Source organism: Lysobacter sp. CA196, from assembly GCF_052078695.1.
In the GTDB taxonomy this organism is placed as follows: domain Bacteria; phylum Pseudomonadota; class Gammaproteobacteria; order Xanthomonadales; family Xanthomonadaceae; genus Lysobacter.
Window position 1 is genome coordinate 76,043 of sequence record NZ_JBQJIN010000016.1, and the last position, 21,679, is coordinate 97,721.

Genomic DNA, 21,679 nt, shown 5'->3' on the forward strand with positions numbered 1-21,679 from the left:
TCAGCGCAGCCCCAGCAGATCGCAGACCAGCGAGCGCAACCCGGCCGAATAACGGTGGTACCGACCCTGGCGCCATTCTTCGCGAATCAGCGGCAGGCGCTGGCCGAAACCGGCCGGCATGGCGAGACGCAAGCGCAGATGGGCGCAACGTTCGTCGATCGCCGCACGTTTGTCCGTGCCGACCTCGAGACGCGCGTCATCGATATGCCGGCGCAGCGCGTCGAGCTTGGCGACCATCGCCTGCATGTGTTCGCGCCGTTGCCTGCCGCCGCCCAGGCGCTCGAGCAACGTGCGCCGGCGCGCGCCGATCTGGTTGCCGCCGTGCTGCCGATAGTCGACCGTCGGCGCCTCGATGCAGTCGATCTCGCCGGTCGCGGCCGCGATCAAGGCCAACCATTCGTCGTGGACCCAACCGTCCGGAATCGGCAAGGCGCGGTCGAGCAAGTGGCGGCGCATCGCCATGGTCGCGCCGGTCACGATATTGCGCCGGAGCAGCACGTCGAAACCGCCGCCTCCGTGCACCGCCGCCAGTTCCCAGTCGGCGATCTCCAGGGTCTGGAACATGCGCTGGCCGAGCTCGCGGCCCTCGCCGTCGACCAGACGCGAGTCGCCGTGCAAGACCGTCAACGCCGGCCGGCGGCGGAAGGATTCGAGAAAGTCCTGGAGTTTGTTCGGGTGCCAGACGTCGTCCTGGTCGCACAGGAACACCACGCCGTCGCCGGCGCGCCGCAGCGCCGCCTCGAAGTTGCGCAGGTAACCGAGGTTGGCCGGATTGCGGTGCAGATCGACCTCGATGCCGCGCTCGCCGGCGCGCGCGGCGAACTCGCCGAGCAAGGCCCAGGTCGCGTCGGTCGAGGCATCGTCGGCGACCACGATCCGGTCCGGCAGCCGTTGCTGGGCGAGCAGGCTGTCGAGCTGGGCCGGCAGATAGCGCAGGCCGTTATAGGTGCACAGCACCACGGTCGCGACCAAGGCCGCGGCCCCGTCGCGCGGATCGGCTGCGCTCATTCCGGCACGCGCTCGGCGCGCGGGCGATGAAGCCGCGGCAGCGGAGATCGAACAACGGCGAATGGCGTGTCGAAGGGCAAGGGCGCATCGAGGCTCGGCAGGAATCGCGCCATTATCGCTCAGGCGATGCCGCGACGCTGTACCGAACCCCACCCGGCCCGCGCAAATCCGGGAAACGGCCGGTACTCGCCGGCTTCGCGCCATGACGACCGATGCCGGGCGTTGCGAAAGCCCCAAACGTCCGACTCAGTTCGATGTCGCCTCAGTTCGACGCCGCCTCGGCGCTGCGCACGCGGGCGCTGAGTTCTTCGATACCGGCGGCGCGGGCGTCGAGCGAGCGGGCGGCGTCGAGCGCGCTGCGGGCGGCGCGCAGTTCGCCGGCGCCCAGGCGTTCGTCGCCGACCGCGATCCAGCGCTGGGCCAGGCGCGCGGCGGCTTCGCGCGCCGGGGCGCCGCCGCCTTCGAGGGCGCGCCGCGCATCCAGGCATTCGCCGGCGCGAGAGAGACGATTGGCGCTCAACTCCTTGTCGAAACAACGCTTGGCCGCCGGCAACAGGCGCGCCGCGGCGGCGCGCACCGCAGGGTCCTGCGGTGCGATCGCCTGGGCCGCGCGCAATTTGTCGTAGGCGCTGTCGCCCGGCGGGGTCAGCAGGTCGCCGCGCTGTTCGGCGGCGGCGGCTTCGCTCAACAAGCGGCGCAACGATTGGCGTTGCGCGGCCGGCGCCTGCTGCTCGAAGCGCTTGCGCGATTCGCGGGCCCGGTCGAGGTGTTGTTGGGCGGTCGCGACCGCCGGCACCTCGATCGCTGCGCTCTCGGCGATGCCGCGCGCGCGCGCCAGCACGGCCTCGGCCTCGGGGACCCGAAAATCCGCGGCGAGGCGCTCGCTGCGCGCGGCATAGGCGTCGGCGACCGCGGCCAGCCCGCGCCGCGCCGCCTCGTCGTCCGCATGCACCGCGAGCAGGTCGCTGTAACCGGCCAGCGCGTCGTCGAAACGCTGCCGGCGCAGGGCCAGGTCGCTTTCGCGGCGGCGCCGTTCGACATGGCTTTCGAGCAAAGTCAGCGCATCCGGCAGATCGGCATGGCCGGGGTCGGCCGCCTGCACCCGCTGGATGCCGAGTGCGCCACGCGCGAGTTCGCCGTCGGTCAAGGCCTTTCGCGCCGACTGCAATAGGTCGGCGAGGGTGTCGTCGCGCCCTTCGAGGGCGTCGTTGCGTTGCGGTTGCAACGCGAGCACCTGCAGATACAGCGGCAGGGCCGCATCGGGCGTGCCGTCGAGGCGACCCTGCGCGCGCGCGGCCGCGGCATCGGCGACCAGCCGGTCGAGCCCGGCATGGGCCGCTTCGCGTTCGCGCAACCGGCGCGCCATCGCTTCGACCTGGTCGCGCGGCGTCGCCAATTGGCGGGCCAGATCGAGCCGCTGCCGGGCGAAGTCGAAATGTCCGCCGTCGATCGCCTGGCGGGCCTGAGCGAGCGCGACCCGGCCGACCTTGACCAGGCCTTCGCGAGCGTCGCTCCGGTCGGGATCGAGAGCCAGCGCGGCCTCGAACAACTCGCGCGCGCCGTGGCCGTCGGCCGAGCTCAACCGGCCTTCGCTCAAGGCCCGCGCCGCTTCTTCGCGCAGGCTCTGCGCGCGGGTGTCCGGCCACAGCCAATCCGACAGCGTCTGCCGGCCCAGGATCAGCGCCAACAACAAGACCGCAGCGACGACGATCGCACCGCGCAGCCCCCAACGCCGCACACCTAGCGCATGGTCGCGCTCGCGCGGCGGGGCCCGATCGAAGCGCAAGGCGCTGTAGTCCCCCGCCACCGGCTCGATGCGCAGGGCGGAGGTGTCGGACGGGGACGGCGGATCGTGCTTCACCGCGACAGGATAGCGCCGCCGCATGACTGCCGCGTCTTCGCCGGTGCATGTGCCGGCTGTCTCCAGGATCGACCCGCTTGGGGGTAGCACCGGCGCAAGCCGCGACCGCGCCAATGGAGCTACGACGTTACCGTCGAGGTTTGCGGCCCCCTCAAGGAAGCTCGGCTGGTTTTGCGCGCAGGATCGGTTCGCGGTTACCTGCCGATTCGCGGTCGCGGCTTGCGCCGCTCCTACCCGAGGCAGAGGCGGTATCGCGCAAACGACTCAATGCCGCTGCGCATACTCCACGCCCGGCAGCGAGGACAGCTTGCCGAGCAGGGTCGAGAGCTGGCCGTAGTCGGCCACCCGCAGGCGCAGGCGCAGGCGGACCTGGGCGCTGCTGCGTTCGACGTCGCTGCGGATGCTGATCACGTGGGCGTTGGCCTGGGCGATGACGTTGGTGACTTCCTTGAGCAGCCATTTGCGGTCGAGCGCCAGCACCTCGATGTCGACCTCGTAACCGCTGCCCTTGCGGCCCCATTCGACCGGCAGCACACGCTGCGGCTGGGCCGCGGCGAGGCGGGCGAAGGCGCTGCAGTCGGGGCGATGCACACTGACGCCGCGGCCGCGGGTCAGGTAGCCGGCGATCGGTTCGCCCGGCAGCGGCTGGCAGCAGCGCGAGATCTGCACCAGCAGGTTGCCGACGCCTTCGACGGTGAAGTCGGTGGACTTGCCCGGGGTCTTGCGCGGCGCCGGCGGGATCGTGGTGGTCGAGGTCGGCGCGGCCGACGGCGGCGGCGCGGCCAGCGCGCGTTCGTGTTCGAGCAGGGCGCGGCCGATCTGGTGCGGGCCGATGTCGCCCAGCGCGACCTGCACGTACAAGTCCTCGTCGTTGGCCAGGTTGAAACGCGCGCGCGCCGGCGCCAGGTCGGCGCCGAGCACGCCGAGCCGGCGCAGTTCCTTGTCGAGCAGCTCGCGCCCGGCCTGTTCGTTGCGCGAACGGTCGAGCTTGTGGAACCAGTTGCGGACCTTTTCCCGCGACCGGTTGCTGGCCAGGAAACCGTTCGCCACCACCAGCCAGTCGCGGCGCGGCTCGCCGGTCTTGGCGGTGAGGATCTCGACCCGGTCGCCGCTGCGCAGCTTGTGGTCGAGCGGGACGATGCGGCCGTCGACCTTGGCGCCGCGGCAGCGATGCCCGACCTCGGTGTGCACGTGGTAGGCGAAATCCAGGGGCGTGGCGCCGGTCGGCAGGTCGATCACCTCGCCCTTCGGCGTCAGCACGTAGACCCGGTCCTCGACCAGTTCGGTGTCCAGCTCGCTCGCCAACGCTGCGTCGGCGCCATCGCTGCCGCCTTCGCTCTTGGCGTCGAGCAGGCGCCGCATCCAGGCGATCTTGCGGTCGAACGCGGCGTCGGCGCTGTGGCTGCCGACTTCCTTGTATTTCCAATGCGCGGCCACGCCGAGTTCGGCCTGGCGATGCATCTCCTCGGTGCGGATCTGCACTTCCAGGGTCTTGCCCTCGGGCCCGACCACGGCGGTGTGCAGCGAACGATAGTCGTTGCGCTTGGGCCGGGCGATGTAGTCGTCGAACTCGCTCGGGATCGGCGCCCACTGCGCGTGCACGACGCCGAGCGCGGCGTAGCACGAGGCCAGGTCCTCGACCATGACCCGCACCGCGCGCAGGTCGTAGAGCTCGCCGATCGGCACGTCCTTGCGCTGCATCTTCTTCCAGATGCTGTAGATGTGCTTGGGCCGGCCGGCGACCTCGGCCTTGAGCCCCTGCGCGGCCATCGCCTCGCGCAGGGTGCGCTTGACCTGTTCGATGTAGCGCTCGCGGTCGCCGCGCTTCTCGTCGAGCAGGCGCGCGATCTTCTGGTAGGTCTGCGGCTCCAGGTAGCGGAAGGCCAGATCTTCCAGCTCCCACTTGAGCTGCCAGATGCCGAGGCGGTTGGCCAGCGGCGCGTGGATGTCGCGGGTCAGCGCGGCGAGTTCGCGCCGGGTGTCCGGCGGCAGGCGTTCGGCATGGCGCATGCGCGCCAGTTGCCGGGCCAGCAGGATCGGCACCACGCGCAGGTCGCGCACGATCGCCAGCAACAGCCGGCGCAGGCCCTCGGTGCCCGAGCGCCGGCCCTGTTCGGCGTGCAGCGCCCAGACCTGGCCGGCGGCGCGTTGGCCGTCGAGCAAGGCCGCCAACAAGGGATGCTCGCGTTCGAAGCCCGGCCCGAGCGCCTTGGCCCAGCCCGGGTAGGCATGCAGGATCGCCGCCGCGACCGTGTCGCTGTCGGCGTCGAGCAGGGCCAGGGCGTCCAGGGTGGCGGCGATGACGGCCGGCGAATCGAGTGCGCCCTCGCCGGCCTCCGGCCCCTGCACAGCGGCTTCCAGCGCCTTGCGCAAGGGCCCGGCGATGGTCGCCGCCGCAGGCAGGGCCAGCACGTCGGCAAGGGAATGGCGGGGCTCGGTGGGAGACGCGTTCACAGCGGGGGAGAAGAGGTTCGAAGCGCAAGGGACGAGCGACTACACTAGCGAGCAACCGCCCCGAGGAACAGCACGATGTCCGCGATTCACCCTTCCGCATTGCGTCCCTTGTTGATCGCCGCCGCCGTCGCGATCGCCCTGGCGCTGAGCGCGCCGGCCGCCCTCGCCCAGTCCAAGATCGAACAACAGATGAGCGCCGAACAGTTCAAGGCCGCCGGCCTCGACCGGCTCAGCCCGGAACAACTCGTCAATCTGAACGCCTGGCTCAACCGCACCCTCGACGCCGAGACCAGCAAGGCCGCGGTCAAGGCCAAGGAAGAAACCCGCGAACTGGTCAAGCACGAGAACCGCGGCTTCCTCGGTTCGGGCTCGCGCGAAGCGGTGGTCGCCCGCCTCAGCGGCAAGTTCGACGGCTACGGCCAGGGCCAGGTCTACGTGCTCGACAACGGCCAGGAATGGCGCCAGGTCGACGGCGTCGACCTGCCCGGCGTGCACCTGGATTCGCCGCAGGTGCGGATCAGCCCCAGCGTGATCGGCGGCGCCTGGTTCCTCGCGGTGGACGGCTACAACACCCGCGCCAAGGTCACCCGCGTCAAGTAATGCCCCGCGCCCGTGCGCGGACGCCGCAGAGCGTCGGCGCGCCGGCGTTCTCCTTCGTTTCGCTGCTGCCCCGTCCGGAGTCCGACATGCGTGTGCTGTCCTCGTTGACCGTTGCCGTCCTGCTCGCGATCGCGCCCGCCGCGTTCGCCGCCGAGCGTCCCTATGTCGCGGTCGAACAACGCTTCAATGCCGAACAGATGAAGGCCACCGGGCTCGACACCCTGTCGCCGCAGCAACTGGCCCTGCTCAACGAACTGCTGTCGCAGGACCAGACCGCGGCCGTCGCCGAGGCCACCAAGGCGGTGCGTTCGGAACGCAAGGGCCTGCTCGACCGCGGCGACGTCGAACCGGTGCGCAGCGCGCTCAAGGGCGAGTTCCGCGGCTGGTCGGTCGGCACCGTGTTCGAGCTCGAAAACGGCCAGCGCTGGCGCGTGACCGAAGGTTCGCTGTTCATCGGCAAGCCGGTGCCGCCGCCGAAGGTCACCATCAAGCCCGGCCTGATGGGCGGCTGGTTCCTGGAAGTCGAAGGCCAGACCCCGAAGGCCAAGGTCAAGCGCCTGGATTGAGCGGGCAATTGCCCCGGAAGACGGCCGATCCCTCGGCCGTCTTCGTGCGTCACTGCAGAACGAAGTTGTCGGCCAATGGCGGCGCCAGCATGGCGGTCTTGGGGGCGTTTCTCCCCCCGCGCGGAATGCCCGGATCGACGCCGGCCTCAGCATCGAAGGCGGCAATATCGTCGAACAACTTGTCGGCCGACCAATCGGACGCTGGCCCCACTTCGCCCGGCCCGGTCTCGACCTCGGTGCTCCCGGGCTCCGGCCCGTCGCCGACCAAGGCCGCTCCATCGGGCAAGTCGCTGGGCGCTTGCACCAGCTCGATCGGCGCCGTCGTGAACTCGACTTCGTCGATCCAGCGATCCCGGTCATAGCTGCCCGAAATGCCGCGGATGCGATAGCTCTGATAGGGAATGCCGCCGGTATCCAGCGCGACGGTCATGGGCGTCTTATCGCCCACCTGCTCGCCCGGCGTGGCGATCCACTGCAGATCCTGCCTGGACACCTTCACCCAGGCATTGTCGGCGCCCAGCGCTTCGACGATGTAGGTGCCATTACGGGTGGTATCCAGTTGCGTCGTATCGGCCGGGTTGTAGCTGGTCTTCAGCGTCAAGGACGAAAGCGCGATCTTGTGCTTCATATCGAAGCGGATGGCCACGATCTCGCTGCTGGTCGGATCGCTCTGGGCGAGGGACAGATCCTTGATCCTGGTTACCCGCTTCTCGACGCTCTGCCCGTCCTGCTGCCGGACTTCCGTGACCGTCTCGGTCTCGTTCGCGCCGCGCCACGAGAACGCTTCGCCGCTAAAGCCGCTGCCATCGACCAGGTTGCGGACATGGCTCCGGCCGAACCCGGTTTCGGTCGAGTCGGCGTGGCTCAGCCCGTGAACGAGATAACCTTGCTGCCACATCCAAACCAGCCCGTCCTGCGTATTCACAGGGGACGGAACCGACCCGCCCAAGCTGAGTACCGGGCCGGGATGAATGAGCTGCACTAAACCCAGTTCTGCCATCTTCAGGTTCGCTTGCTCGAGATCGTCGCCGAGCTTGTGGACCTGCCCCTGCGGCCCGATGCCCAGGAATTCCAGCGCCAAATAGGTGTCCCATTCCGACGGCGTACGCTGCAAGAGCGGAAGGCTGGTCGACACCTGGATCAAAGCGCCGCGATTGTCGGCTTCGTAACCCAAACGCTGGCTGTTGGCCGCGATCAGGTCGCCGCCATCCAGTCCGGCCCTGGCCAACCGGCCGAGCTGTCCCGCATCCTCGACCCCCGCATTCAACAAACTCTCGACGATCTCGTAGTCCAAAACCTCGGCCAAGGCCATCATCGTGGCGAGGACGGCCGCCCGCTGGGGCAGGAAGCCTTTGTAGATCAACACCGATTTCAGGAACTCCGCGCGCTCGGCCGGCGGCGAGTCCGGCATGAAGCGGGCCTGCTGCTCCAGACTGCCGCCCATGGCCACGACCAGCCAGTCTTCCAGATCCCGCTTCTTCTGATCGTTCGAGGCATACCTGCTGCCGATCATGACTTCCAACTTCCCGAGCGCCTCCGAGGTGGCGTTCGCGGCCACGCCGTGAAACATCCTTGGCCGGTCCCAGTCGGGTACGTTCAAAGCATCCAGCAGCGACCCCAGCAACTGCTCGTCGTGCAGGTTCAAGAACTCGACGGGCTTGGCATGGACCATCAGATAAGGCTTGCTCTCGGCGTACAAGGCCAAGGCGAAATCGACCAGGCGCACCTCGGCCGGCCGCTGCTTCTCCCATGAGGCGTAGACCCGCATGTCGTGTACCGACAGGCCATAACGGTAGGCGTCCAGGATGGACTCGGGGTGGTAGCCCAGCGCCTCCAAGGCTTCGGCGTACTCCAATCCACCTTGCACGTACAGCCAACTCTGCCTCGCCTTGGCGTAGGCGATGACGAAATCCTCGGACAGCCGCCCTTCGGACTGCCTGAGCGCAAGACAGGCCGCGTCGATGTCCGGCAACGAGATCAACCCCGCGCGGATCGCCGCATCGGCCTTCTCCTCGGAGAAGCCGTTAACCTTGTAGTACAGCTCGATATGCGAGGGAATGGAGTTCCATGCCTGTCCGTTCGAGCAGAAAATGCCGTCGATCTGGTCGCTGCCGGTCGAATCCGGCATGAGCTTGCGAACGCTGTTGCGATCCGGCAACAAGACACTGCTCAACGCTCGGGTTTTGCTGAAATAGCTTTCAGCATCGGCCCCGCTCGGATCCAGCTTGATCTCGCGGGTGATCATCCGTCCATTCGGCCCGCGCGCGATCACGTCCAGAGCGTTGTCGCCTTTGAAGGTAAGCACGAACTCGGTGTCGTTCGCCCGTGCGACCGGCCTGCCTGGATAAATTCTCGCGGACTGGGAAAAGAGGGTTTGCGCGACGCCGTTCAACCCAGCCTTGGAGATATAGGCCTGGTAACAGAGATAACCGTCCTTATCGAGATAGAACTTGAACCCGTTCTGCCCCACGCCTCCCGTCGCGAACAATACCCGCTCGGAATCTCCAGGGTTCGAAGGCGTCCTCAAATAAACGGTAAAGTCCGCAGACACAGGCAACCGAGCAAAATCCATCGCGACCTGCGGATCGGTCGCCCAGGTCGCCCCGTCCGTATCGAAAATGCTCGCGACCTCGCCGGCGCCGGCCAAAACCGGCAGGACCTTGCGAACAAGATTGGCATCGTTCAGCAAAACCTTGTTCAGACCTCGGGTCAAACTGAAAGGGTAGGGCGCAGCGCCTGGCGGATTCAGGCTGATACTGTTCGTCGTCGTCGGACCGTTCGGCCCGCTCGCGGTCACGTCCAGGGTATTACCGTCTCGGAACTTGAATACGAACTCATCATCGCTCGCCCGCGCGACAGGCCCGACCGAGTAAATTCTCACGGACTCGGAAAAAGGCTTGAACTCGACCCCATCCCGCCCGCTCGCGGTGACATAGGCCTTGTAGCAAAGATAGTTTTGCGCATCGAGGTAGAGCTTGAAGCCGTTCTTGCCTTGGCCTCCTGTCGCGAACAACACCCGCTCCGTACTTCCGAAGCCAGGACGGGCCTTCAGATAGACAGTGAAGTCCCGTTGATCAGGTAACTCATTGAAGTCCGCGGCCTTCTCGGCCTGTCCGGCCAGAGCGGCGATCGACTGCAACTCCGCTTCGCTATCGACTCCATTCAGGATGTAAGGGACCCATTTGTCGCGCGGCACGCCATGCCGCGCAAACAGTGCCTGCGCAGCGGCTGCGAAGCCACTCGGAATAAGGGTCGGTTGTCTGCCGTCTTCAGCGTGCGACCCGGCCCGCGGCGAAACGAAATGCACGCTGCCCGGATTGCGGTAGTAATCGCGCAGGTAGATGGTCTGGCCGTTCTTGACTAGCTTAAGGTCGTAGCCCTCCACCGTCAGCTGATAGTTTGCGGGGGGCAGCCCATCGGCCGTGAAGAGATGCAAGCTCCCCGTCCTCGGCACCCGCAATTGGTGCACGCCCTCGCCCGCGACCAGGGCGGTCTTTCCGGTCTCGTAGAGGAAATAGCCGGTGTCGGCGTCCACCAACGGCAGGGCGAACACGACTCCGTCGACCTTGAGCTGCAAATGCCTGGCGCGGGGATCGATCACGTAGTTTCGCAAAACGATGGTCTTTTCGATCGGAGCATCACGGTTGCCAGAAGCAACGGACAACAGGATCTCCAGATCGTCGCCGACGCGCTTCACGCCGCGTATAGCGTCCAATGGCATAGAGCCGAGGGCCAGAGTGTCCATCTTCAGATCCGCGGCCATATTGTCGATGACCCAGCGCTTCTGCCCAGAGTCGGTTGGGAGATGATAGGTATCGGCGCCGTCCAGACCCGCGAACTCGGTCTCGTCGGTTCCATGCAATTCGTTATCAAGAGCATCGCCGACATACGCCGATGGGTTGATCGCCAGTTTGCTGACGATGGCGCCGCGTCGAACACTGATCGAAGGCTGGTTAGGGCGATTGAAATAGCCGGCGATCAGCACCTTTTCGAGAGCGGAAAATTCGCCCTGGTACAACACCAGGTCGGCGCCGATTCGCAATTGCGTATAGGGCTGGTCGCCGACAGCGTCCAGTTCGATCTGAAAATCCTTTGCAGCGTCGTAAATGCGCGCATACCCCGACTGGGCGGCCGCAGTCAGTTGGCTATCCGTTCGCGCTTGCACCAGCGGGTTGCTGATCGCCTTCAACTGGCCGATCGCGTCGACGGTCGACGACGGAAGCTCGACGCCTATGATGCTCGACTGCTGGCCTGCGGTGCGTGGAGGCACCAGCCAAACGCCGATCACGCCCGCTTTGACGGCCTCGGCATAGCCGGATATCTGGAGCTCCAGTTTAGGTTTGCCGGGAGCCGAAATAATGGTCAGCGTCCCCCTGTAGACGCTGTAGTACAGATCGTCGAGGCTGGCCTCCAACACGAACTGCATCGATTGATTGGTATGCGCCTCGGCGACGAAGCGGCCAGAGCCCGCTTTCAACGAATAGGTACTGCTTGCCGCGTCGCTTATCAACTTTCGCGGTTCCGTGCCGGTCGTCGCCGCGAACACGAAGCTCTTGGCCACCGCCGACAGCGACCGCCAATGGTCGTCGATCAGGCCGAGTGAGGTCGGCGCGAAGTCGTTGCCGTGGGGATCGCGCAAACGAATGCCTTTGCTGGCGTCGAGCCCGCGGTCCTCCGCATACAGGCCGCGGATCGTAAGAGTGCGGATCTGGACACGTGACGGCAGGGCGACCGCAAGTGGGTTGAGGCTTCGAACTTCGGTCTCGTAGGACAGCTGAAGGTCGTTGCCGACCCGGCGCACTCTGATATCGCGATAATCCGCGGGCAGATCGACAAGCAGGGTCTGCGAGGCCTTGTCGGGCACGCCGAGCAAGGTGACGGCCGCATCGACCTTGCCGTTCCACAACACGATATCGTTGCCGGCACTGGAAATCCGATTTCCCTGGTTCAACGAATAGGTGTTGTTGCCGGCACCGCCCGAGATAGCCACATCGGTTCCGGACACGTCGAAGAACTCGTCGCCAGCCCCGCCCTTGATAAGGGATTTTTCGCCGGCGTTATTAATGACATAGGCCTCGATGCCGCGTATGTCGACAATGCGGCTGACCCGCTTGGTCAAGTTGGAAGCCTCGTGCGCCAAGTCCCCGGACTGACTCACATGCTCAAGTATGACCGTATCGCCTAAATAAGCCAGCCTGTTCCCTATGCCGAATGTTTCCAAGTGGACGCCAAGGCCGCCTGCATCCAGGACCAGCGTGTCGCGCCCGGCCGAACCGTCGATCATGTCGATCTTGGTCGCGGCATCCAGATTGAAGGCATCGGCCTCGTCGCCTCCCTTTGCGCTCTTCAACGTGGCGCCGCTCAGATTGAACAGGTTGTTCTTGTCGACGACCCCGAGCGCCTCGTAGTTTTCGTCGGCAGCACCAAGATCGGCCCAGACGCCGCCGCCGTCGGCAATGCGGTCGGACACGACCTTGCCCATGGCGCCAAAGTTAAGACGGTCTTGCAGCACATGAGTGAAGTTGCCGTTCTGCGCCTTGATGGTGCCATGCAGTACCTCATGCGAGCGCTCGCGGTAGTGCAGGGTTTTGTAGCCGTCCTTGGAGAACAGATCGGACAAATAGCTCTTGACCTTTTCCCACTCGCTGTTGAGGCTTTGCTGCAACTGGGTCGCGTCCTGTTGCGCCGCACGCTCTTCGCGCGCACGCTTGACGCCGTCGGTTTCCACGCCGATCCAGGCGGCGAAAAAGGCTTCCACCTTGGCCGAGGTGCTGGCGAAGTACTGGTCGTACTCGGCCACCACCAGGGCGCCCTGGACGATGCCGTTGATGATGAATCCGGCTGCGGCGATGGCGACGCCGATCGGCCCCGCCGACGCGGCGATGGCGCCCAGCACCGAACCGGCCACCGCGGTGCTGAGCGAAGCGGCGATCGATACCCCGGTCAGGGCCAGGCTTACCGCGGTGGTCACCGTGGTCATGACCGTATTGGCCACCAAGGACTTGTATTCGAAGCTGCCGAGGTCTCCGCTATTGGCCCAGAACGACTTCCACTGCAGACCGATCGCGGCGAACGTCACTGGCGCGAGTGCGAGATCCAGTATGCCGGCTTCCACCACCCTGGCGGCTTGGCCGAACCTGTCGACGGCGTTGACCGCCTTGCCGAATTGGCCCAAGGCTTTCGCGATCCCGGTGCTCAGCGGCGACATCGCAACACCGCCGACGGCCATCGCCAGGCCGAGGGATTTGTCGGTGGCGTTCATCCGATTCCAATCGCCTACCAGCTGGCGCACCGAGTTCAAGGTCACGAACGCGTTCAGCGCGTGGCCGGCTCGACTGATTGCGATCTCCTTGCCGTGATTGGATAGGACGGTACGTTCGCCATCCACCTTGCTGAAGAATTCCTTCGAAGCCTTGGTGCCCGCCCCTTCCATCTGCTCTCGCAGAGTCCGATATGCGTCGCCAGACAGTTTCAGCATCGCCGCGGTGATGCGGATGCTATCCATCGCGCTGGCCGAGTCCATAAACTGACTGATTTTCGCGCCGTCGATGCTGATCCCGCCGATTTCGCTTCGCGTGGCGAGTCTGGAATGAACCAGGAACTGCCCGGCATCGTCTTCGCTCCATGCCGCGATCTTCATCGCTGCGCTGGCATCGCTGTCGTATCGGACTCTCTTTTCGGCCGCATCCATCGCCATCCTCTGCAGGATCTCGGTCTTGGGCAGATCGGGACAGGAGGCCTGGATTTTCTTGAACTCTGCGTTATCGAAGCCGGATGCCTCGCTGGCCTCGATATACAGTTTCTGCACCAGTTGCCGCTGCGTCGGATCCAAGCCATGCGCCATGGACAACCAGTTCGCGCGCACCGATGCGCTGTCGCCGTACCAACCCTTTATCCTGGCGGCGACCTCCACCTCCAGGGCCGAAGGGTTCGAGTTCTTGAGTGTTTCAAGCAGATGGGCGGCTCGCGGATCGGTCAACGGCCCCTCGCGCAATAACGTCGCGATATTGCCTCCGTTGCCGGACAACTGGCGTTTCACGATCTTCGCCAATGCTTCGAGCTCTACCTGCGTCGGCACTTCAGCCATCGTGCTGACCAGCCGAACCGGGTCGAAGGCGATCTTTTTGCCGGAAACCTCCGCACCGAATGTTGCCGCAAGCTCCGGAGTAAGCGGACTTCCATCGAACGTCGCTCCCAGCTCGAACAACAGGGCCAGCGGAATATCCGCTCCATCGATCCTGACCGTTCCCTTGGACGCCAGGTGCCCACGTGCAACGGACCGATACGCGGGGTCGTCCTCGGCGTTTACCAGCGGACCCGCGCCCAGGCCGACCACACCGGGCAAGCCAAGTTGAACCCTGCCGATACGCTCGATGGCACCAAGCAACTTGGCGTACTCGACGGGGCTCGCGAGCGCCGCCCGCAGCCCGGTTTCGTCGAGGTCGGTCCCCGCCGCGTTCGGGTAGAAACGTCTCAGGGCCGCCCTCTCGACAGCGTTGAGCTCCGACAGCGGCTTGTTTGAGGAGCGGATGTCCTCGACCAATTCCTCGACGTTGATCCGGTCCGGTCCGATCAGCACGATCCGCTTGGACTGTTCGCGGGTCTGGACGACCCCATCCTCCCAGCGCCATCGATAGACCACTTTATTGTCGTCTACGACCGACGCGATTTCCCCCGACGACGAGGTCGGCCACTTGCGGCCTTCACGGTCGATCGCCAGGTCTGAGGTATGGATCGACACCTCGATCAAGGGCGACTTGAGCGCACTGGCGAAGCGGTGGCCGAAGCCTTCCTGCTCGCTGTTTCGCTCCAGAGTACAACCCACCAGGCTGATCCGCGCTGGCGTGCCGACATTCTTCTGGATGGTCTCGGTCAGCTTGGCGTGGAAAGCCGTCAAGTGTTTAGCCAGGTTCGCTGCCCCCATCCCACCCAACGTGCGTTGGCCGGCCGCATCGCTGCGGCCATGGCCGACTATCTGCCAACGCATCGGCGCGTCGCTGCGGGCCAATGCCGACATATCGCCGTAGACCACTCGGTAATTGCCCCTTTCGTCCAGTTGGACGATAACGCTGGTAGTGGGATGCTTCGCCGCAAGGCGGGCGGCGGCCTCGGCCGCGGCCGGGTCGTTCTCGATCTGAACAATGATCTGCCGGCCATAGCGGCTATCGCTGTCCTCGTAGCTCTTACCTACCTGCGCAGTAGCCCACTGGTCGACATTGACTCCGGCCACCAACCGCGGTGCGACGCCCAGCTGCGGACTATCCTCGATGAAGTCGTCGAACTCGCCGGGGATCTCCGGCACTTCGTCGTCCGAAAACTCGTTGTGGGCGTCGACTTCGAACTCGTGCGAGCTGTTGACGCTGCGGCTGACCAAGCGCAGATTGCTCACCTCGTTATAGGCATCCAGAATCTCGGCCCGGGTCACACTGCGGCCCGCCGCGACCGCGTCCTCGTGCATCTTCTTCGACAATACGTCGAACGGCACGTTGTGATCGATGTCGAACGCGTCGCGAGTGACAAGTTGCTTGGAGGCGGCGCAGCGAAACAGCCGCACTTCCTGGGTCTGGCCCGCGGCATTGGTCACCGTCACACTGTACACATAGGATCTCTGCAGCTCGGCCTCGAACCACGTCCCGAGCACCTTGGCATCGAAACTCAGTCCGGCGCGGCCGTCCTCCGGCACCCAGTGCTGGTTCCGCGTGGCCGCCGTCCGGCCGGCCCAGTCCAGGTCCGGGTCGAAGTCCGGATGATTCTTTGTCGGATCGAATGCGAAGTGATTATCGACCCAGGCGCGCCACTCCCTCGAGTCGGCGCCGAAGATGGCCAGTATCCGATCGGCGCTGTCGCGGGCGCGATTGATGACCGACGGCAGCATGCGCAAATTCCGCACATCGTTGAAGGCCATATTCGCTTCGGCGTGATTCGCCACCCCAAGCTGGCCGAAATAGTCGCGCCACTGCACGATGTGGTCTATGTCGAGTGCATCGGTGGTGTGCCAGGTGTTGCTTTCGGCGTGGTAGTACAACATCACAGTGGCAGCGCTCTCTCCCGATGCAGACGGAAAAGTGAACGACTGCGGCTGCATGTTCAGGCGCGCCCAGTCGTTGCGCATGTATTCGTTCGTCGCATCGTAGAAGCTGAAGGCGGAGCGGGGTTCGCCCCCCTGCCACGGTCTGTTCCGCAGTCCTTGGGTGTGACCGGGCGGCAACACGCCCTCCCAGGCGACCAATTTGACCGCCTTGCCGTTCCTCAGCGTCTCATTGAAAAATACGTATCCCATGACGAAACCCCTGTTGCCGATCGGTTTTAGTTGTTTCGCGCTCGCTGCCTGATCCGCTCGCCGCCGCTTCCGTTCAGCCCATCTGCAATCGCCACAATCGGGCGTAAGCCGTGTCGCGCGCGACAAGCTCGCGATGCGATCCGCTTTCGACGACCGCTCCGCGATCGACCACCAGGATGCGGTCGGCATAACGCAGCGTATTTAGCCGGTGCGCGATGCTGATGACGGTGCGTCCGCTGGCGATGGCCTCCAGATTGGCCATGATCGCCGCCTCCGATTCGTAATCCAGCGCGCTGGTGGCTTCGTCGAGCAATAGCAGCCTGGGACGGGCGAGCAACGCCCTGGCCAAAGCGATGCGCTGGCGCTGTCCGCCCGACAAGCTCGATCCCTTTTCGCCGACTTGGCTGTCGTACCCTTGGGGCAGGCATCGTATGAACGAGTCGGCGCCGGCCAGGATGGCTGCCTCGACGATCTCCGCCTCGGAAGCTTGCGGCCTGCACAAGCCGATGTTTTCGCTCACCGTTCCCGAGAACAGCACGCTTTCCTGCGGGACCACGCTGATCTGCCTGCGCAGCGCAACCGGATCTGCGATCGCGATGTCGATACCGTCCACCAGTACCTGGCCGCGCTGGGGCACGTAGAGACGCTGCAACAACCGGCTGATCGTGCTCTTGCCCGATCCGGAGGGCCCGGTGATGCCGACGAACTCGCCGGGGCGCACGTCCAGACAGAGATTTCGCAACACCTCTTGGCCGTCTTCGCCGTAGCGGAAGTGAACATTCCGAAAGCAGACGCCGCCCTGCAGCGCCGGGATCGAAGCCAGCCCGCCGTTGCCTTGCTCGGTCGGCTCATCGAGCACGTCGCCTATGCGGCGCAGAGAGATGGTCGTGTGCTGCAAGTCTTGCCAAGTCTGGGCCAGGCGCAGAATCGGCTGTGTGAGATGCCCGGCAAGCATGTTGAACGCCACCAGCTCGCCCGGACTCAGTTTGCCCTCCATCACCAGGCTAATGCCCCACCACAGCAGCAACGCACTGGACAGCTTCTGCACCAAGCCCACCGCTTGACCGATGGATATGCCCAGCACGCTGGCCCGGAACGAGGCGCGTACGAATCTGGCGAAACCGCTCTCCCATTGGCGCAGGAAACTCTCCTCCGTGGCCGTTGTCTTGATGACCTCGATGCCCATCACCGACGAGGTCAAGAACGCGGTGTTATCGGCGCTCGACTCGTACTCCCGCTCGGTCCGGCTGCGCAACACGGGGCCGAACAGCATCCACAATGAAAAGTAGACCAACAAAGTCCCCAGGACGACCCAAGTCAGTTTGACGCTGTAGGAAAGCATCACCGCGAGGAACAGCCCCAGGAAAAGCAGATCCAGCACCACGGTCAGCGTCGAACCGGTCAGAAACTGGCGGATATGATCCATCTCGCCTATGCGAGCGATGATTTCGCCGGTTTGCCGCTTGCGAAAGTAGCCGATGGGCAACGCCATCAGGTGCTGATAGACGCGGGCGGATAGCTCCGAGTGGATCTTCGCCGCGAGATTGGAGAACAACCAGGAGCGCAGGAATCCATAGACGGAATCGAATACCGCCAATGCGAGCAGCGCTATCCCGAGAACTTGCAAGCTTGAGACGCTCCGGTTCACCAAGACCCGATCGATGACGTTCTCGAACACCGCAGGCGTCACCAGCGCGATCAGTTGCAGCATCAACGACACCAACAGAATGCTTCTGAATTGCCGGATGTGCTTGATCACCGACGGGATGAACCAGGCGAAGCCGAACGCCCGCCGTCCCGGCGGTTCGTCCGCTTCGCCCAGAAGGATCGTTTGGCCTTGCCACCGCGCCGCGAGGTCGTCGAATGACGAATGCTGGCACTCGCCCGTTGCCGGAACACGCAGGAGCGCGCCGGTCTCGCTCACCGATTCCAGTACTCGCCATCCGTCGGCTGTCTTCAGCAACGCGGGCAGCGGCAAGGCCGCGATCCGCTCGATGCCGCTGTCGATGCTTCTCGCTCTCAACCCGATCGAACGCGCGCAACGGCAAATATCGACTCCGCTGGCCACCCCCTGCGCTCGGCCTAGCTGATGGCACAATTGCTCGGCTTCGACCAAAATCCGATGATGGCGGGCCGCGTAAGCCAGAGCCGCCAGGCCGCCATCGACGAAGCCGCCGCCGACGCCTTCGGTGGGGCGAGAGGTTTCAATCGACCTGGACATCACCGTTCCTCAAGCGCTTCGGACTGGTACTCGCGCAAGGGACCGAGAACATAGTCGATGACCCGTCGCCTGCCCGTGCGGATCTCCGCGGTCACGCCCATGCCCGCCTGCAAAGGAAACGTCTTGCCATCCGAAGCCATATGCAGCCGGCGCAGCTCGACCCTGGCCGGGAACACCAGCCCGAGCCGGTCGTCCTTCACCGCATCGCGCGATACGTTGAGTATCTTTCCCGGCACCGTGCCATATCGCGTATAGGCGAAAGAGTCGATCTTCAGCTCGACCGATTGCCCCGGCCTTACGAATCCGACATCCCCGTTCAGAACCATGACTTCGGCCTGCAGGGATTCTTCGTCGGGCACGATCACCATCAGCTGTTGGCCGGCTTGCACCGCGCCGCCCCGGGTATGCACCGCAAGCTGCTGCACCACGCCGCCGACGGTCGCCCTCAAGGTTTGCAAGCGCAGTTTCTCCTTTGCCCTGACCAGCTTCTGAGCCAGATTCGATACCTCCAACCGCACCGAAGCCAGACTGTCCTGGCGTTCCTTCGCCGTCTTCGCCAAGTAGCCGCTGCGCTGATTGCTCAGCGACTGATACTGGGCCCTCATCACCGCCAGTTCGGATCGCTGCTGCGAGACCGCGCGTTCTATCTCAAGACGCTCTTTCTCTTGCTGCTGCAATTCCACATTGGAAATCAGCTTGTCGACTGCCAGAACGCGGTACGCATCCAACCGCTGCATGACGTTCGTCGCCAGCTTTTGCAGGGCTTCGATGTCCGCTTCGCGTCCGTTCTGGTTGGCTCGGTTGACCGCCATTTCGCTTTCGATGCCGACTACGTTCGCCTGCATCTCTCTCGATATGCTGATCAGATGTTCGCGGGCGATCGCCACCTGCTCTGCAGGCGCGTCCTGCGGCGCAATGAAGTTGGCCACGGGATCGTCGGTCAGCATCGCTTGCAGCCTGGCCTGCTCCAGCAACTTGAAGTTCAGCTGGCCGCGCAACTCTCCGAGCTCTGCGTCGGCGCCGATCGGGTTCAGACTGACCAGTACGTCGCCGACTTCGACGCGCGCGCCGTCGCGCACGTGGATGGCGGCTATCTCGCCGCCTTCGACGGACTGGACTACTTTGGAATTGCTTGGGACCAACAGGCGCCCCGTCGCGTTGGCCTGGATATCCAGCTGCCCGAAAATCGACCACACCAGCGCAGCGGCGAAGGTCGCCGCCAGCACTACGGCGGTGCGGCGCGACCAAGGCGCCGGCGGACGCTCGATGACTTCCAAATAGCCCGGCTGGAACTCGTGTTCGTCCCGGGTCTTGTTCGGGTAGGACACCGTCCCACCCGCGGGATGGACGGTCTTGAGAACCGATTTGACGCGATCAACCAGCATGCCCCGCTCCCGGATTTCCGAACGAACGTTGCAGATCGCGCAACTTGGCATAGCACCCGCCGCGTGCAATCAACTCGTCGTGGCTTCCTACCTCGGTAATGCGCCCCTGCTCCAACGAGACGATGCGATCGCATCGCCGCACCGCGGAAAGACGATGGGCGATGGTGACGACGGTGCGCCCTTTGGTTATCTCCGCCATATTCCGCTGAATCAGCGCTTGAGATTCGTCGTCGAGGGCGCTGGTCGCCTCGTCGAATATCAGTATTCTGGGATCGGCCACCAATGCGCGAGCGATAGCGACGCGCTGACGCTGCCCGCCGGACAAGGAGCTTCCTCCTTCGGCCAAGACGGTGTCGTACCCCGTCGGAAGCTGCAAGATGAACTCGTGAGCGCCGGCGAGCTTCGCGGCTCTTACGACATCGTCCAGCGGCGCCGAGGTGTCCCGAATGGCGATGTTGTGGCGGACGCTTCGATTGAAGAGATAGCTGTCCTGCTGCACCACGCCTATCTGACTGCGCAGGTACTTGGCGCTCAGTCTCTGCAGCGGTATTCCGTCGACAAGGATCTCCCCCGCATCCGGGGCATAGAGCTTCTGCAGAAGATAAGCCAGGGTGCTCTTCCCCGACCCCGACGGACCGACGATGCCGATGCTCTCTCCCGGCTCGATGCTGAGGGACACCCCCTTCAGCACCGGCTCCGAGTCCGGTTGATAGCGGAACACCAAGTCGCGTATCTGGATCGAACCGCTGATCGGCCCGGCCGGCTCCATTGCCGTCCGATTCTGCTCGATCGGCAAGTTCAGCATGTCGCCCAACCTGTCCACCGCGACCCGAGCTTGAACGAACTGCGGCCAGAGGTCCGTGAGCCTCGAGATCGGCCCATTGATGTGCGACGCCATCATGTTGAAGGCGATCAGCTGCCCGATGGTGATTTGCATCGAAGTCACCAGGTGGGCTCCATACCAAACGATGGCGACCGAGATCGCCTTCTGCAGGAGCGTCACTCCATGACTGACCAGGCTGTTCAAACTCTGGGTCCGGAATCCCGCCTCCGCCGCTTCCGCGGCTTGCGCCTCCCAACGGCGAAGCATCCCGGGCTCGACCGCCATGCTCTTGATCGTCTCGACCCCGGCAACCGACTCGGCCAACAGGGATTTGTTCAGCGCAGCGACCTGAAATTGACGCTCGATCCGACTCTGCAGCGGACCGGTGCTGGCATAAGCGACAGCGAAGTAGAACGGCAACCCGGCGAGAACGATGCAGGTCAGGCCCCACGACAGACGCGACATCACGTACAGAAATACGAAGGCGAACGCCACGTCGACGCAGAGAGTAAGCATCGAACCGGTAAGGAAAGATCGAATCCCTTCCAGCTGCTGTACGCGGGCCACGATCGTTCCGATCTGCCGTGCTTTGAAATAGCGCAGCGGCAAACCCATCAAATGCTTGAACAGCTTGACGCCGATGGCGATGTCTATTCGGTTGGTCGTATGGGTGAAGATGTACCCCCGCAATCCGGTCAAGACCGCTTCCCACACCGCGATCACAACCAGCGCGACCGTAAGGACATCGAGCGTCGACAGCGCTTTGTGCACCAGCACCTTGTCCATCGCCACCTGGAATACCAGCGGCGACCCCAGCGCGAGCAACTGCAGGATTAGAGAGACGAACAGCACCTCGGCCAACAGGCGCTTGTGGCGGGCGAACTCGGGGATGAACCAGCGGATATCGAACTTCGGCGGCGAATCGAGCAATCTGATGCTCTCGCCTGTCCAGCTCGTTTGCAGTTCCTCGCTACTGATGACTTTCGGGGTTGCACTGCCGGGTCGGAACACCAGAGCTTGGGCGGGCGATCGGTTCAGAAGCACCTGGTACCCGTCCGCCTCGGTCCGAAAGGCCACGGGCAAGCGGACGGTGCCCAGCCTCGAATAGCACAGGCTGGCTACGGAAAACTTGGTGTCGTGCGCCCGGCCATACAGCGCTATCGCATGTTTCAGGTCGACGACCGATGCCGCGTAGCCGGGATCCTGCTCCTTCCCTTTCACCAGGGAGAGCAGAATGCGGCAACAACCCAGGGCTGAACTCAGCTCATGGGCTCGATCGTCGATAGCTTCGATTTTTGACATCCCCCTTCCCCCAGGGACCCGTCACGGCGCGCTATCGACCGATGCGCCTTATAAAAACGTGACGTATGTCCCCTATATCGAAGAAGCTCCTCCGGCCCGCGAGGCCTGGCAATAGGGAAAAGTCTTAGAGAGCAACTCTTGGAATGTGCCTTGTGGCACATAGACGACGTCTCGCCGGG

Annotated in this window: 9 protein-coding genes; 2 read left to right on the plus strand and 7 right to left on the minus strand. The window is 64.5% G+C overall.

Annotated features, from left to right (window positions below; translation table 11 throughout):
* The 3 genes from ACTOWK_RS15130 to ACTOWK_RS15140 form a co-directional block, all read right to left on the minus strand.
* Window positions 1–1,008 carry a glycosyltransferase family 2 protein gene (locus ACTOWK_RS15130; RefSeq protein WP_441330948.1) on the minus strand — a complete coding sequence of 336 codons (1,008 nt, stop codon included), beginning with the start codon at window positions 1,006–1,008 and terminating at the stop codon, window positions 1–3.
* Between the two features lie 262 nt (window positions 1,009–1,270).
* Entirely contained in the window at window positions 1,271–2,893 is a 1,623-nt protein-coding gene (locus tag ACTOWK_RS15135; protein WP_441330949.1) for a hypothetical protein, read from the minus strand.
* Between the two features lie 240 nt (window positions 2,894–3,133).
* Window positions 3,134–5,323 (minus strand): RelA/SpoT family protein, encoded by a 2,190-nt coding sequence (locus ACTOWK_RS15140; protein WP_441330950.1) that lies wholly within the window; start codon window positions 5,321–5,323, stop codon window positions 3,134–3,136.
* A gap of 75 nt (window positions 5,324–5,398) precedes the next feature.
* Between ACTOWK_RS15140 and ACTOWK_RS15145 the strand changes: the two genes are divergently transcribed.
* A complete protein-coding gene (locus ACTOWK_RS15145) occupies window positions 5,399–5,923 on the plus strand; it encodes a hypothetical protein (protein ID WP_441330951.1) in 525 nt (174 codons plus the stop codon).
* On the plus strand, window positions 5,923–6,489 hold the full coding sequence (locus ACTOWK_RS15150) for a hypothetical protein (protein ID WP_441330952.1): 567 nt from the start codon (window positions 5,923–5,925) through the stop codon (window positions 6,487–6,489). Before ACTOWK_RS15145 ends, ACTOWK_RS15150 begins: the two co-directional genes overlap by 1 nt.
* 49 nt (window positions 6,490–6,538) lie before the next feature.
* Here ACTOWK_RS15150 and ACTOWK_RS15155 read toward each other — a convergent pair whose 3' ends face one another.
* The 4 genes from ACTOWK_RS15155 to ACTOWK_RS15170 all read right to left on the minus strand — a co-directional run bounded on the left by ACTOWK_RS15155 (window position 6,539) and on the right by ACTOWK_RS15170 (window position 21,500).
* The gene (locus ACTOWK_RS15155) at window positions 6,539–15,769 is read right to left on the minus strand and encodes a C80 family cysteine peptidase (RefSeq protein ID WP_441330953.1); all 9,231 of its coding nucleotides are present in this window, start codon (window positions 15,767–15,769) and stop codon (window positions 6,539–6,541) included.
* 73 nt (window positions 15,770–15,842) lie between these two features.
* Window positions 15,843–17,990 (minus strand): type I secretion system permease/ATPase, encoded by a 2,148-nt coding sequence (locus ACTOWK_RS15160; protein WP_441330954.1) that lies wholly within the window; start codon window positions 17,988–17,990, stop codon window positions 15,843–15,845.
* Window positions 17,990–19,375, minus strand: a complete 1,386-nt coding sequence (locus ACTOWK_RS15165) for an HlyD family type I secretion periplasmic adaptor subunit (RefSeq protein WP_441330955.1) — start codon at window positions 19,373–19,375, stop codon at window positions 17,990–17,992. The genes ACTOWK_RS15160 and ACTOWK_RS15165 overlap by 1 nt, the downstream gene beginning before the upstream one ends.
* Complete coding sequence (locus tag ACTOWK_RS15170; protein ID WP_441330956.1) at window positions 19,365–21,500, minus strand: peptidase domain-containing ABC transporter; 2,136 nt, start codon at window positions 21,498–21,500, stop codon at window positions 19,365–19,367. The genes ACTOWK_RS15165 and ACTOWK_RS15170 overlap by 11 nt, the downstream gene beginning before the upstream one ends.
* Between the last annotated feature and the right edge of the window lie 179 nt (window positions 21,501–21,679).